Annotated in this window: 10 protein-coding genes; 4 read left to right on the top strand and 6 right to left on the bottom strand. The window is 55.9% G+C overall.

Going from position 1 to position 13,783, the window contains the following annotated elements:
• Nucleotides 1–75: 75 nt before the first annotated feature.
• The gene (locus LARV_RS11370; RefSeq protein ID WP_075073746.1) at nt 76–1,008 is read right to left on the bottom strand and encodes a magnesium transporter CorA family protein; all 933 of its coding nucleotides are present in this window, start codon (nt 1,006–1,008) and stop codon (nt 76–78) included.
• A 631-nt stretch (nt 1,009–1,639) separates the two neighbouring features.
• On the opposite strand from LARV_RS11370, the gene LARV_RS11365 reads away from it, so the two are divergent.
• Together LARV_RS11365 and LARV_RS11360 are read left to right on the top strand one after the other, a co-directional pair.
• Nucleotides 1,640–2,896, top strand: a complete 1,257-nt coding sequence (locus LARV_RS11365; RefSeq protein ID WP_075073745.1) for a magnesium transporter — start codon at nt 1,640–1,642, stop codon at nt 2,894–2,896.
• Between the two features lie 20 nt (nt 2,897–2,916).
• On the top strand, nt 2,917–4,206 hold the full coding sequence (locus LARV_RS11360) for an NRAMP family divalent metal transporter (protein WP_083522511.1): 1,290 nt from the start codon (nt 2,917–2,919) through the stop codon (nt 4,204–4,206).
• A 14-nt stretch (nt 4,207–4,220) separates the two neighbouring features.
• Here the strand turns inward: LARV_RS11360 and LARV_RS11355 are convergent, their stop codons facing one another.
• From LARV_RS11355 to icd, 4 genes are all read right to left on the bottom strand, one after another.
• Nucleotides 4,221–4,787, bottom strand: coding sequence for a TVP38/TMEM64 family protein (locus tag LARV_RS11355; RefSeq protein WP_172797849.1), 567 nt, complete (start codon nt 4,785–4,787; stop codon nt 4,221–4,223).
• A gap of 115 nt (nt 4,788–4,902) precedes the next feature.
• Nucleotides 4,903–5,385: a ferritin family protein gene (locus tag LARV_RS11350; protein WP_075073743.1), complete on the bottom strand. Its 483-nt coding sequence runs from the start codon at nt 5,383–5,385 to the stop codon at nt 4,903–4,905.
• Between the two features lie 162 nt (nt 5,386–5,547).
• Entirely contained in the window at nt 5,548–8,253 is a 2,706-nt protein-coding gene (gene acnA, locus LARV_RS11345; RefSeq protein WP_075073742.1) for an aconitate hydratase AcnA, read from the bottom strand.
• A gap of 4 nt (nt 8,254–8,257) precedes the next feature.
• Nucleotides 8,258–9,559 (bottom strand): NADP-dependent isocitrate dehydrogenase, encoded by a 1,302-nt coding sequence (gene icd / locus LARV_RS11340; protein WP_075073741.1) that lies wholly within the window; start codon nt 9,557–9,559, stop codon nt 8,258–8,260.
• A 103-nt stretch (nt 9,560–9,662) separates the two neighbouring features.
• Between icd and LARV_RS11335 the strand changes: the two genes are divergently transcribed.
• Complete coding sequence (locus LARV_RS11335; protein WP_075073740.1) at nt 9,663–10,460, top strand: IclR family transcriptional regulator; 798 nt, start codon at nt 9,663–9,665, stop codon at nt 10,458–10,460.
• Complete coding sequence (locus LARV_RS11330; RefSeq protein WP_075073739.1) at nt 10,457–11,788, top strand: citrate (Si)-synthase; 1,332 nt, start codon at nt 10,457–10,459, stop codon at nt 11,786–11,788. The genes LARV_RS11335 and LARV_RS11330 overlap by 4 nt, the downstream gene beginning before the upstream one ends.
• Before the next feature lie 153 nt (nt 11,789–11,941).
• Here LARV_RS11330 and LARV_RS11325 read toward each other — a convergent pair whose 3' ends face one another.
• Nucleotides 11,942–13,321 carry a S8 family peptidase gene (locus LARV_RS11325; protein WP_075073738.1) on the bottom strand — a complete coding sequence of 460 codons (1,380 nt, stop codon included), beginning with the start codon at nt 13,319–13,321 and terminating at the stop codon, nt 11,942–11,944.
• Nucleotides 13,322–13,783 lie beyond the last annotated feature (462 nt).

The following is a 13,783-nucleotide window of genomic DNA, read 5'->3' as shown; positions in this document are numbered from 1 at the left end:
CAAGATTAAGTATACGTCGAACAAAAGTTGGGCGCCCACCCCAACTGTGTCCGGGGTGGACGGTTTTCAGGTCTTCTAGAACCAATCCCGCTTCATGAAAATGAAGGTCACCAACGCCCCAACCCCGACCGAGATGCCGATCACAATAAGCCAGGCAAATGGGAAGCCGTCGAAAGGCAGGTCCACGTTCATGCCAAAAAAACTGGTTACGATCGTCGGAATGCTCATTACGATCGTGATCGAAGCCAGAAATTTCATGACCACATTCAGGTTATTCGAGATGATCGATGCGAACGCATCCATCATCGAACTGAGAATGTTGTTCGAGATATTGACCACTTCGATGGCCTGCTGGTTTTCGGTGATCACGTCCTCCAACAAATCTTCGTCATCCGGGTACATCCTGAACAATTGGGTGCGGTGAAGACGCTCGAATACCAGTTCGTTCGATTTCAGGGCCGTGGTGAAATAGACCAGGCTCTTTTGAAATTTAAGAAGTTCGTAGACTTCTTTATTTCGCATCGCCTTTTGCGCTTTGTCTTCCAAAGCATCGACGGTGCGGTTGATATCCCGCAGATAAGCCAGATATTTGTTGGCCGTCGATAAGAGCACCTTGAGAATGAACCGGTTTCGTTTGGCTGTGGAAAGCCCGCGAACCCGGCCGGAAGCAAATTCCTGGATGATCTCATGCGAATGCCGGCAAACCGTGACCAACACTGTATCGGTGATGACGAATCCCAGCGGAATTGTCGTGTAGGGTACGTCGACGGTCGGCCCCACGTACATCGGCACCTTGATCACGATCAGAATCTTGCCATCGTCCTCGCGTTCAGTCCGCGCGCGTTCATCGACGTCCAAAGGGTAGGTAATAAAATCCTGCGGAATTCCCAACGCAGTCACTTTTTCGATTTCTGCCGGGGTCGGGTCGGTCAGATTGATCCAGCAGCCGTTGACGATCTCCTCGATCGACTCCAGCCCTTTTTCTGTGCTCTTGTAAATTGAAATCACGCCGCCACCTCCGCAGGATGGATCAGATCTGGGTGAGTTCTGGCCGGCCAATCGAGCGGTTGTTGTCAGAATTCTGGATAGTAGATCTGTCTAGCAATTTTAACGTCAAACGTCAAAAAAGCCAGTTAACTAAGCTGCAAACTATGAACCAATCTATTGACATCTACTGTCTAAGAAGATAGAATGCAGACGTAAAATCCAGTAAAAGGTTCTTTTCTTAATATTTCAGCGGATATTCTTGACCTGCTGGAATGAGAAACGGAAACGAAATTGGGTATGCTGTAGAAAAACCAAAGAATAGAGAGGAGGTGATCGCGTGTCCGCGGACGATAATTCGGGCCCTGATTTACTCGAGCCAGATCTAGACGATCCATCGAGATCGATAAAAATCAAGGATACGCGTGAGAACCTCCTTTTTTTGTCCCATTGAACGGGGCAAAGTAATTTTTCTCACCCAAAGTATCCCGGCTCGTAGTAAACATCTGCCTGATTGTTCTCTGGTTGGATTCCGGTTCAACCAAACAGGGTCATTGTTGTAACCTTGTCATAAGGTTAAGAAACAATGTTAACACTTTCCGCTTAGCGTCGATTTCGATGATCCAGGCGGTATAAGTGCGTCAGGAGGTGTTTGATGGCATTTCTGAGTCAATTACTCGGCAATCCGGTCACCGATCTGGATGGCGCGCAGGTCGGCGTGCTACAAGACCTGGTTGCGACGACCCGACCAGAAATCTCCCACCCGGTGGTTGTGGCGATCGTTATTCGCCGTAATAAACAAGAAATGGTGGTGCCTTATTCGGACATCACCGTCCTTTTTGCACACGGCATCCCGTTGAATGTCAGACGGGATGATATCCACGTGTACACTCCCGGCGACAAGGATATCTTCCTGGTTCAGGACGTGCTGGACAAACAAATCATCGATACGGACGACGTGCGCGTGGTGCGAGTCAATGATATCGAACTGGTCCAGGTCAATGGTTCCATCGTCGCCAGTAACGTCGACATCAGCGCCATGGGGATCCTGCGCCGTATCGGGCTGGGCGGTATCGCGCAAGGTTTTCTAAAACTGGTCAACAAGGACATCAAGACCAGCTTCATCTCGTGGGATGATGTCGAGTTGTTCTCACGCGAACAATTCATGCGCCTGCGCGTTCCCGGCGGCAAGCTGGCCGATTTGCATCCGGCGGATATTGCCAATATCCTTTCGGACATGAACCGCTCGCAAAGCAATGAACTACTCGAGTCGTTGAACCTCGAGCAGCTCGCGGACACCCTGGAGGAAGTCGAAGAGGACTTCCAGGTCAGTCTGGTCGAGAACATGCCCAATGAGAAGGTCGCCGATGTGCTGGAGGAAATGTCGCCAGACGAGGCCGCTGACCTGCTGGCAGAGCTCCCCAAGGAACGCAGCCAGATCTTGATCGGCATGATGGAAGGCGAAGAAGCCGAAGACGTTCGCAAGCTGCTGGCCTATCCCGAAGATTCGGCCGGCGGTATCATGACGACCGACTTCACCACGGTTGGTCCCGACCTGACGGCCGGACAAACCATTCAATACTTACGCGAGAACGCCACAGAGATGGAACCGATCTTTTATGTGTACGTGATCGATTCGGAAGAAAAGCTGCTCGGCGTTTTCTCACTCAGCGAGTTGATCTTCGCCCAGCCGGATGCACTCGTGAGCGATTTCATGCACAAACGCGTGGCCAGTGTACAGCTTCTGGATGATCAGGATCATGTGGCGCAGATGATCGCCCGTTACAACCTGCTTTCGATCCCGGTCATCGATGAACAAAACGTCATTCAGGGTATCGTTACTTCGGATGACGCGTTGGATAAGATCATTCCCACGGTCTGGAAGAAACGCCTGCCGCGGTATTATCGTTAGAAATCGGACGGGGTAAGCCTATGCTGACGAACCAGACTGTGCGCCTGAGCAAAAAAGAAATCCTCATGCGCACATTAAAACGTGTACTGATCTTTCTGTCCGTTTTCGGCCCGGCGACGATCACCGCCATGGCAGACAATGATGCTTCGGGCGTCGCCACCTATTCCATCGCCGGGTCGACGCTCGGGTATCCCATCCTTTTTACGCTCGGAATCATCACAATCCTGCTGGGCATCACGCAGGAAATGGGCGTTCGCCTGACGGTCGTGACCAAACGCGGCCTGGCCGATTTGATCCGTGAGAAATTCGGCGTCAAGGCCGCCCTGTTGATTTTCCTGGCGCTCTTGATTGCCAATATCGGTTGTATCATCGGGGATATGTCGGCTATACGAACAACCGCATCCATCTTTCATCTCCCGGCCATTCCCGCGTTGTTCGTCATGGTCATCTTGATTTTCTTCTTCGTCACCCGTGGCAATTACAAATTGACCCAATCGGTGATGCTATTCTCGTGCCTGTTCTACCTGACCTACATCATCTCGGCCATTAAAGCAAAACCGGATTGGGGAATGGCATTAAGCAATCTGGCCTACCCGCACGGCGTTGCGTTCACCCGGGAATATCTGCGCAATTATATGATCATCGGCCTGGGCGTCTTGGGCACCACCATCACACCCTGGGGACAGTTTTTCGTCAGCAGCTTTGCCTTCGATAAGAAAATCGAGGATCGCAACCTGCAGTATTCGCAATTCGAAACCTATATGGGCGCGTTTCTGACGGATTTCTTCTCATTCTTCATGATCGTGGCGACCGCGTCCACCCTGTTCATCAACGGAATCAAGCTGGTATCGGGCGAGCAGGCGGCCATGGCGATTCAACCTTTCGCCGGCAACCTGGCCGGAGAATTGTTTGCCATCGGAATTTTAAATGCCGGTTTCATGGGCATCGTCGTCATTTCGCTCTCGACCGCTTATGCTTTCTCGGAATTCTTCGGCTTATCCGGCGGCCTGAATACATCCTATAAACAAAGCAAAACGTTCTACATCATCTTTTTGGGCCAACTCTTGATTGCCGCGGTTGTGGTTTGCTTCCCGGGCATCAACCTGTTCAAATTGGCCGTGACCACGCAAAGCATCAACGCGGTCATGTTACCGCTGGTGTTTTATTTCCTGATCCGCCTGACCAGTAATCCCAGGGTGATGAAGGAACATGTCAACAAGCCGTTTCAAACCTATTTTGCCATCGCCGGCTCGGTCGCAATATTCGTGGCGTCGGTGGCAAGCGTAGGCGCCGTGTTGTTTGGCCATTGATTTTGGACGAAGGATTATTTGAATAACAGGATGAGCCCGGCCGCGCCATAGGCGATCAACGCCGCGCCGGCCAGATTGGTCACAAAGGTCGTCCATATGTATCGCCACAACGGGACCTTGTAGATGCCGCTGGTCAGGCTGATGACCTTTGGGCCGATGGCCGGGATCATCCGGCCAAAGATCAGGAAGATCGGCGAATCGGCCGGAAATTGTCCCAATTTGAAGGGTAGCTTGGCGCGTTTATCGCTGAAGTTGGCAATATTACCAATATGCCCGCCCAGGTAGTACTCCACCATGGCCGCCAGAGAGTTGCCCAGCGTCGCCACCAGCATGGCTTTCCAGGGCGAAAATATCCCGCTAAGAACGGCTGTCAGGGGTTCGGACGGAATAGGTGACGCGCCGAGAACGCCGTAGATGATGATGGCGACGATAAACGCATACGGCCCGGCCTGTTCCAGAAAAGCCTTTACCCGATTGAACTCGGTAGTGAAATACTTTGCGATAACAAATAAAATGACAATCGTGATGATCAGAATCAGAACGGATTTTGCGTTGAATTTTTTGGGTTCGGTGTTCGTCATAGGGACCATGGTTGAGAGTGATTTTGCTTTCACCCGATTGTAACATAGCGAGATCAAAAAGCCGCCTTTCGGCGGCCTTTTTGAAGTCCAGACATAGGCATCTTCGGACATTCGATCAGGTCTGCGAATATTGCCAGGTCCCCAGGTTCGTCAGGGTCCAATACACATCGGTGAGCGTTTGAAAATGCTTGTGTTCTTCCTCGGCCAGCCTTTTGAACATTTCCCGTCCGTGTTTGTCCGAAATTCGATTGGCCAGGTCGGAATAAGCCTTTTCAGACTCCTCCTCCAGATCCAATGCCGCAGAAATGATTTGCATGATTGTTTTTCGATCCGGTTCCTGGGCCGCCCGAATCTCGAAAATTGGCGGGAGTTTTAATTCCTTCCCTTCATAAGGGATAAAACCACCCGATTTTTCCAAAGAAGCTTCGAGGGCGGATAATTTCTCGAAATGATACTGCTCAAATTCCGACAGTTGTTCGAACAATACCTTGCTCCTCGAATGATCCACTTTGCGGGAGGCTTCAGCATAGTTATCTGAAGCAACCCTTTCGTTCTCTTTGACAATGCGAACAGCATCCAACAGACTCGGGGTGCTCATCCTGATCTCCTTACAGTTGACCTAAAAAGAAACGACCTTCACCAGTATACTTATTATATATTAGATTGTTAATGTCCTATTAAAGCGGCACATCGTTTCTACGAAAAATGCGCGACTCCTGGTGAGTCGCGCATTTCATACAGGTTGTTTACTGGGTTGAAATCAATCCAAGAGACGGCGAACTGCGGACTTCAAAATGCCGCCACTGCGCAGATATTCCACCTCACTCAGGCTGTTCAGCAGGGCTTTGACCCGGAGGCGAACTTCCCTGCCGTCCGGCGCCACGGCCCGGACCTCCAGAACCATTCCCGGGGTCAATCCGTTCTCCAGGCCGTCGATATCCAGGATTTCGTCCCCGCTCAGAGCCAGGCTGGCGACATTTTCACCGGGTTGGAATTGCAGCGGCAGAATTCCCATTCCCACCAGATTGGAACGGTGGATGCGCTCGAAGGATTCGGCAACGACCGCGCGCACGCCCAACAGCAGCGGACCCTTGGCCGCCCAGTCGCGGCTGGAGCCGGTGCCGTATTCCTTGCCTGCCAGGATAACCAACGGGACGCCCTCCTGCCGGTAAACCTCGGCGGCTTCGAAGATGGTCATCACGCGATCGTCCGGCAGGTGGCGAGTAAATCCCCCTTCGACGCCGGGGACGAGCCGGTTCTTCAGGCGGATATTTGCGAAAGTACCCCGCACCATCACCTGATCGTTCCCGCGCCGCGCACCGTAAGAATTGAAATCGACGGGTTTCACGCCATGCTCGAGCAGGTACTTGCCGGCCGGTGAATTCACCGGGATGGCCCCGGCCGGTGAGATATGGTCCGTGGTGATGGAATCGCCGAAAACGGCCAGAACGCGCGCGTGTTGAATGGGCGCAACTTCGCTCCCTGGTTTATCCATTCCCTCCAGGAAGGGCGGTTCCTGGATGTAGGTCGAGCCTTCCTCCCATTCATAAAGCAAGCTTTCCGGCGCGTCGATCTGTTTCCAGGCCTGGTTCCCCTGAAAGCTGGTAGCCGCGTTCTGGCGGAACAATGCCGGCTGAACGAACCGGTCGATCACGCGCTGGATTTCTTGGGCGGTAGGCATCAGCTCTCGCAAATACACCGGTTTCCCCTGGCGGTCCTTTCCCAAGGGTTCCCGGGTGATATCGCTCTTCACGTTGCCAGCCAGGGCGTAGGCCACCACCAACGGCGGGGATGCCAGGAAATTCGCCTGCACGGAAGGGTGGACGCGGCCTTCGAAGTTGCGATTGCCTGAAATCACGGCCGCGGTAACCAACCCGTTGGCCTTGATCACCTCCGACAGATCCCCGGGCAAGGGCCCCGAATTGCCGATGCAGGTGGCGCAGCCGTATCCGGCCAGTCCAAAACCCAGAGCTGCCAGCGGTTCGAGTAATCCAGCCTGGCTCAGGTATTCAGTCACCACACGCGAACCCGGGGTAAAACTGGTTTTGACATGGTCCGGCGGCGTCAATCCGCGGGCAACGGCGTTCTTGGCCAGCAGGCCGGCCGCCACCAGCACAAATGGGTCGGAAGTGTTGGTGCAGGATGTAATCGCGGCAATGACCACCGAACCGTGCTCCAGCCGGCAGGTCTTGCCGTCGATGTGACCCTCCGCGAAGGCCTCCCGTTGACTCACCGCGAGCTCGTAGCCGTTTTCGACGCGCGGAGCGGCCAGAGTCTCTTCGAAGCGCTGTTTCACGCCCTTCAATGCAATGCGATCCTGCGGGCGCTTTGGCCCGGCCAGCGAAGGCTCGATCGAGCCCATATCCAGCTCCAGTTGATCGCTGAAGACCGGATCCGGCGAATCTTCGAGCCGGAAGAGGTGCTGGGCGCGGAAATAAGCTTCCACCAGCGCCACCTGATGATCCGAACGGCCGGTCAGACGCAGGTAAGCCAGGGTCTGCGCATCCACCGGGAAATAAGCGGCAGTCGAGCCGTATTCCGGCGACATATTGGCAATCATGGCGCGGTCGGCCAGGCTTAACGATGCCAGCCCAGGCCCGTAGAATTCCACCATCCGATTCACGACGCCCTTCTGGCGCAGCACCTGGGCAATGGTGAGGGTCAGATCGAAGGGGGTGACGCCTTCGGCCAATGCGCCGGTCAGGTGAACGCCGATCACCTGTGGGACCGGCATTTCGAGCGCATGTCCCAGAAGCGCGGCGGCAGCCTCGATGCCGCCCACCCCCCAGCCCAACACCCCCAGGCCGTTCACCATGGTGGTGTGCGAATCGGTGCCCACCAACGTATCCGGGAAGACCAATAGGTCGCCGCCAGAAGGTTGGGTGAGCGCGACGCTGCTCAGCATTTCCAGGTTTACCTGGTGGCAGATGCCAGTCGCGGGCGGAACCACGCGCAATTTTTGGAAGGCTTTTTGCGCCCACCGCAGAAAACGATAGCGTTCAGCGTTGCGCTCGAATTCGATGGCTGTGTTGCGTTCCGCCGCATCCGGCAAACCAAAGAAATCCACCTGAATCGAATGATCGATCACCAGATCGACCGGGATGACCGGATTGACTTTGGCCGGGTCGCCGCCAGCGCGAGCCACGGCCGAGCGCATGGCCGCCAGATCGACCAGGATGGGCACACCGGTTAAATCCTGAAGCAGGACCCGGCCCGGATGAAAGGTGAGAATGGAACCCGGCTGGCCCTGCGGCTGCCAGTTAGCCAGGCTCAGCGCGTCCTGGAGGGTGACATCCACGCTGCCGCATTTCCGCAATAAGGCTTCCAGTAAGATTCGAATCGAGTACGGCAACTCGCGCAGGTGGTGAAAGCCCTCTTTTTCCAGCGCGTCGAGCGAATAGTAGGTGTAGGTCTTTCCATCGACGGACAGGGTGCGTCGCAGGTAATCAAAACATTTCTCGATCATTCGATTATCCCATTCTGCGGATGACCGCGTCCCCAAACTCAGAGGTTTTCAGCAGGCTGGCGTTTTCCAGCATGGCAAAGAAATCGGCTGTCACCGTCCGATCCTGAATGGCGCCTTCGACGCCGAGGATCAAACGATCGGCGGCCTCATCCCAACCCAGATGGCGGAACATCATCTCGCCCGATAAAATCACCGAACAGGGATTGGCCACATCCTTGTTCGCCAGGGCCGGCGCGGTGCCGTGCGTGGCCTCGAAGATGGCTGCCCCGCTTTGGTAATTGATGTTTCCACCCGGGGCGATGCCGATCCCGCCGACCTGGGCCGCCAGCGCGTCCGAGAGGTAATCGCCGTTCAAATTCAGGGTGGCGATGACGTCCAGTTCCGTCGGGCGGGTGAGCGCAATTTCGAAAGCCGCGTCCGTGATCACGTCCGTTATCCACAGCCGGCCCGCCTCCGCCGCCTCCTGACACGCCTGGTTGGCGGTTTCTTCGCCGTGCAGCCGGGCAATCCGGTCCCACTCCATCCGGGTGAAGACGCGCTCACCGAATTCACTTTCAGCCAGTTCGTAACCCCAGCGGCGGAAGGCGCCCTCGGTGAATTTCATGATGTTGCCCTTGTGGACCAGCGTCACGCTGCGCCGGTGATGATCGAGCGCCCACTGAATAGCGGCCCGCGCCAGACGCTGCGAGCCCTCCTTTGAAATCGGTTTGATGCCGAAAGCGGTGCTCTCCGGGAAACGGATCTTCTTATACACAGCCGGGAATCGATCGCGCAGCAGGTTGAGAAAGGCCTGGTTCTCCGGGCTGTCCATCTCGAATTCCAGGCCGCTGTATACGTCCTCGGTGTTCTCGCGAAAGATCACCATGTCCACCAGCTCGGGCCGGCGCACCGGGGACGGCACGCCCGGGAACCAGCGCACCGGGCGCTGGCAGACGTATAGATCCAGTTCCTTGCGCAGGGTGACATTGAGTGAACGGATGCCGCCGCCGACCGGTGTGGTCAACGGGCCCTTGATGCCAACCCGGCAAGCGCGGAACGCCTCCAGGGTTTCACCGGGCAGCCAGTTCCCGGTCTTGTGGAAGGCTTTCTCACCCGCCAGAACCTCGGTCCACTGGATCTCGCGCCGGCCACCGTAGGCTTTCTCCACCGCGGCGTCGAAAACGCGCCGCGCCGCGCGCCAGATATCCGGGCCGGAACCGTCGCCTTCGATGAAGGGAATGACCGGCCGGTCGGGGACGCGCAGCCGCCCCCCTTCAGCCCGGATGAGCTGGTCTTGAGATAAGTTAACCGGTAAGCTAGTTTTCATGATGGATATCCGTTTCCTGTTGACACTTTGATTTTTCTCGAGTAAACTGTTCCATTATATGAGACACCGTCTCACTAGTCAAGACAAGGTCAAGTGAATTTCCATGCCGTCCGATTCTTCAAGCACCCTGCAACATATCACCGCCGTTTTGGATTGTTTTTCAACGGTCCAGCCGGAACTCGGCGTCCGCGAAGTGGCCCGCCTGGCCAACCTGTCGCCCAGCACGGCCGGACGCCTGATGGCTGAAATGAAGGAGGCCGGCATTTTGCAGCAGAATCCCGCCAACCGGGCCTATTCCATGGGATCGAAAATTCTGGCCTGGGCCGGCGTTTATCTTTCCACGCTCGACCTGCGTGAAATCGCGCTCCCGTTCATGGAAGACCTGCGCCAGAAGACCGGCGAGACCGTATCCCTGTATCTGCTGGACGGCATGGACCGGTTGTGCATCGAACGCATGGAGAGCCACCATACTGTGCGCATCGTGACCCGCGTTGGCAAACGCCTGCCGTTGTATGCCGGTTCGGGCGGGAAAGCCATGCTGGCATTTCTGCCTGAAGCCCAAATCGAAAGCCTGCTGAACAGCGATCAACTGGTCCCATTCACTTCTGCAACGATGGTCGATCCGCTCATCCTGCGCCAGGACCTGGAGAAAGTCCGCCGCCAGGGTTATGCCATCAGCGTGGGGGAATGGCTGGCAGACGCCGCCGGGGTGGCGACGCCGATTTTCGGCCGGGATAATACCGTGATCGGAGCCATCTCCATTTCCGGACCGACCTCACGTTGCACGCCGGAACAAATCGAGGCATATGCCGACTGCCTGGTACAGGCAGCGGATGAAATATCTTTACAGTTAGGTTATACAGGCGTAAGGGTTTCAACCCGCAGGGAAAAAACACCATGAACGTAAAAGATCGAATCCGAAGCAAGCTTCCTGAATGGCGCGAGCGAACCGCCCGGCTGGTGCATGATCACGGCTCGTTCAAGGTCGCAGACGTAACGGTGGAACAAATCTTTGGCGGTATTCGAGGCGTGCCGATCCAGGTCTCGGACATTTCCTACGTCGATCCCATGGAAGGGATCCGTTTTCGCGGCTATTCGATCCCGGAGGTGCTCAAATTGCTCCCCCGGCCGGAAACCGGCCAGTACCCCCTGGTGGGTGGGTTGTATTACCTGCTGATGACGGGTGAAGTCCCGACTCAGGAAGAAGCCGAGGATATCGAAGTCGAATGGAAGGTGCGCAGCAACCTGCCCGACCATGTTTTCCAGGTTCTCAAGGCCATGCCGCGCTACACCCACCCGATGACGCTCTTCTCACAGGCCATCCTGGCGTTGCAAACCGAATCGATCTTTGCCCGGCGATATTATTACGGCATCCACAACAAGGCGGATTACTGGGAAGCCTTCCTGCAGGACAGCCTGAACCTGACCGCCAAACTGCCGGTGCTGGCTGCGAATATCTACAATCTAAAATACCGGGACGGAATTTATGTAAATCCAGAACCCAACCGCGATTGGGCCTCCAATTTTGCCCATATGATCGGCAAGGAAGAGCCCGATTACGCCGATCTGTGCCGGCTGTTCTTCGTGCTGCATTCCGATCACGAAGGCGCCAATGTCAGCGCGCACGCCAGCCACCTGGTCGGCTCGGCGCTCGCGGATGTGTACCTGTCCTGCTCGGCCGGGATGAATGGGCTGGCCGGGCCGCTGCACGGGCTGGCCAACCAGGAATGCCTGCGCTGGCTGCTCAAGATTCGGGAACATTTCGGGCGGGTGCCCCGGCGCGATGAACTGCAGGTCTACCTCGAAAGCGCGCTCGGGAAAAACGAGATCATCCCGGGCTACGGACACGCCGTGCTGCGCGTCACCGACCCGCGCTTTACCGCCCAGGCCGAATTTGCGCAGCGCTTCATGCCCGAGGATGAGATCTTCAGGCTGGCGATGCTGGTGTTCGACATCCTGCCATCCCTGTTGATCCAGCAGGGCAAGGTCAAGAATCCATATCCCAATGTGGACGCCATCAACGGCACGCTGCAGTACCACTACGGCGTGAAGGAGTTCGATTTCTATACCGTCCTGTTCGGGTTGAGCCGCATCCTCGGCCTGACCACCCACATCACCTGGTCGCGCATCCTGGGCAAGCCCATCGAGCGCCCCAAATCGCTGACGACGAAGATTTTGGAAGAGATGATCGACCGGGAAGCGGTCAACCTGGCGAAGGAAGGCAAATGAGGATATTCCGAAGGCGGTGAGGCAAGCGGAATATCCAATAGTTCGAAGCGGTTATCCGGAAAAACATCGGATAGCCGCTTTAAATTAAACGAGAAAGACAAAAACAGCTCCGGATTGGCCGGAGCTGTCTGTGAATACCCCTGGTTGGGAGGACTATTGAGCCGGAGTCGCAGCCAGCGCCTGGTCAAGCTGGATCAGGCCAGCCCCAACCGGATCGCAGGTCGTGCCATTGCAATCCGTGTCCCAGGTAATCGTCGCCGCGACCGTGTTATCCCAGATGTCCCTGGAGCCGGTATCGGGGATTTGCAGGGTGGTGGACTTCAGGATCGCTTCTACTTCCCCAGCGGTCAACGTGGGGTTCTTCTGCAGCAGCAAGGCGGCCGCAGCGCTGACGTGCGGCGTCGCCATGGAGGTTCCGCCGACATAGTAGAAGTTGCCGGAATTGTGGCCGCGCAGATCCGCGATGCCATCCGACCACCAGGGCAGATGGTTGTAGCCCGGATCACCGGCGAACGGGCCACGAACCCAGGATCCCGGAGCGAGCACGTCCAACTCCTGGCCGGGCAGGGCGCGGCTACTGAAGTCGGACAGATAGACGTCTTCGACCACAGTCGGATCGCTCACATCGCCGGTGCCAGCCAGGATGGGCAGTTCGGGATACTTCAGCCACCACATGCGGTAGCGCGGACCGTCGCCAGGTTTGAGCCATTCGCCGGTCCAGCCGACCGAACCGGCCGAGATCACCGGCGCATAAGCACCCGGGTAACCCATGCCGGCTTCGCCTTCATTGCCGGCCGCTGCCACAATCACCACACCGTTTTCCACGGCGCGGTCGATGGCCGCCTTTTCGATGTCAGCCAGCTCACTGCCGCCCAGACTCATGTTGATCACCATCGGGCGATATCCCTGGATTGCCAGGTCCGTGACATAATTGATACCCGCCGCCACCATCTCATCCGTACCAAAGACGGCGTTGGTTGCGGGGGTCGGGGTCGAACATTTAGGCAGGGCAGGAATCTGGTAATCGGCCAGGACTTTCACCGGGATGATGGTTACATCCGGCGCAATGCCGCGCACAACGATGGGCGGCAAGACAAAACCTGCCGCGGCATCCGAATTCGAGCGGTAGAAGTAGCCGATGATCGTGCTGGCAACGTGCGTACCATGGGACGACCCGATCGAGCCGACCCATGTGGTTTGATGTAATTTTCCGACGGATACATCGTACTCGCAGCCATTGTCAGATTTGGCTTTGAACGTCACGGATTGGTCGAAACCTGTGCCCAATTCCGTTGCGATGCGTTCTTTGGGAAAATAATCGCTCCAATTCGGCACCAGGCCGGTATCCAGTACGGCGACATAGACCCCGGCGCCGGTTTGCTCAAGCTCCTCGGCGTTGATCATGTCGGCGTCCCAGGTCGAGTAACCATCCGCGGTTGTGGTCAGCCCACCGAAGATGGGACCCGCAGCAATTCCAAAGGTCATGCTGAGGATCGCAATCAAGGCAAGAATGGTCAACGAACTGCGCTTCATCGTTTATCCTCCAGTGAATTATTGGATTGGCCGTTTGAACAAGTCTTCGTACATTTCCCCTTCATTCATGCTGATCAAACGAGGAATTCTCACCGGTTCGAAAAACGTAAAGAATTTAGTTGTTACTGTTTTTTTTTGCCCTCCCTTGAGTACTTCAAACAAACCGAACCCGGGCCATGGCCGGTTTCGCAACGGGCTCTTCGCAGCCCATATCTGCGTCATGTGACTGGGCCAGGCGTGTGGACCAAAGCCCCCATGAATTTCAGTATAGCGAGTCCGGAATGGGGAGTCAACTTTACATCCTGGGAGGGGTCCGTCCCCGAATTGGCCGGTGATTTATGACTGTGCCTGCGGTGGTATCAGATCCAATAATTCAGCCCAAAAATGGATCCAAAAACAAAAAATTATCGCCCATCCCCGGCAAACAGTAGTGTAGGATTGTTTCTGTAAAATGCAGGACCT

This window comes from Longilinea arvoryzae (genome assembly GCF_001050235.1).
In the GTDB taxonomy this organism is placed as follows: domain Bacteria; phylum Chloroflexota; class Anaerolineae; order Anaerolineales; family Anaerolineaceae; genus Longilinea; species Longilinea arvoryzae.
This window is presented reverse-complemented; position numbering and strand designations above follow the sequence as displayed.

Excerpts from the sequence above, each read along its gene's own strand:
- LARV_RS11365 (WP_075073745.1), top strand. The coding sequence starts at position 1,640 with ATGGCATTTCTGAGTCAATTACTCGGCAATCCGGTCACCGATCTGGAT.
- LARV_RS11360 (WP_083522511.1), top strand. The coding sequence starts at position 2,917 with ATGCTGACGAACCAGACTGTGCGCCTGAGCAAAAAAGAAATCCTCATG.
- LARV_RS11355 (WP_172797849.1), bottom strand. The coding sequence starts at position 4,787 with ATGACGAACACCGAACCCAAAAAATTCAACGCAAAATCCGTTCTGATT.
- LARV_RS11350 (WP_075073743.1), bottom strand. The coding sequence starts at position 5,385 with ATGAGCACCCCGAGTCTGTTGGATGCTGTTCGCATTGTCAAAGAGAAC.
- acnA (WP_075073742.1), bottom strand. The coding sequence starts at position 8,253 with ATGATCGAGAAATGTTTTGATTACCTGCGACGCACCCTGTCCGTCGAT.
- icd (WP_075073741.1), bottom strand. The coding sequence starts at position 9,559 with ATGAAAACTAGCTTACCGGTTAACTTATCTCAAGACCAGCTCATCCGG.
- LARV_RS11335 (WP_075073740.1), top strand. The coding sequence starts at position 9,663 with ATGCCGTCCGATTCTTCAAGCACCCTGCAACATATCACCGCCGTTTTG.
- LARV_RS11330 (WP_075073739.1), top strand. The coding sequence starts at position 10,457 with ATGAACGTAAAAGATCGAATCCGAAGCAAGCTTCCTGAATGGCGCGAG.
- LARV_RS11325 (WP_075073738.1), bottom strand. The coding sequence starts at position 13,321 with ATGAAGCGCAGTTCGTTGACCATTCTTGCCTTGATTGCGATCCTCAGC.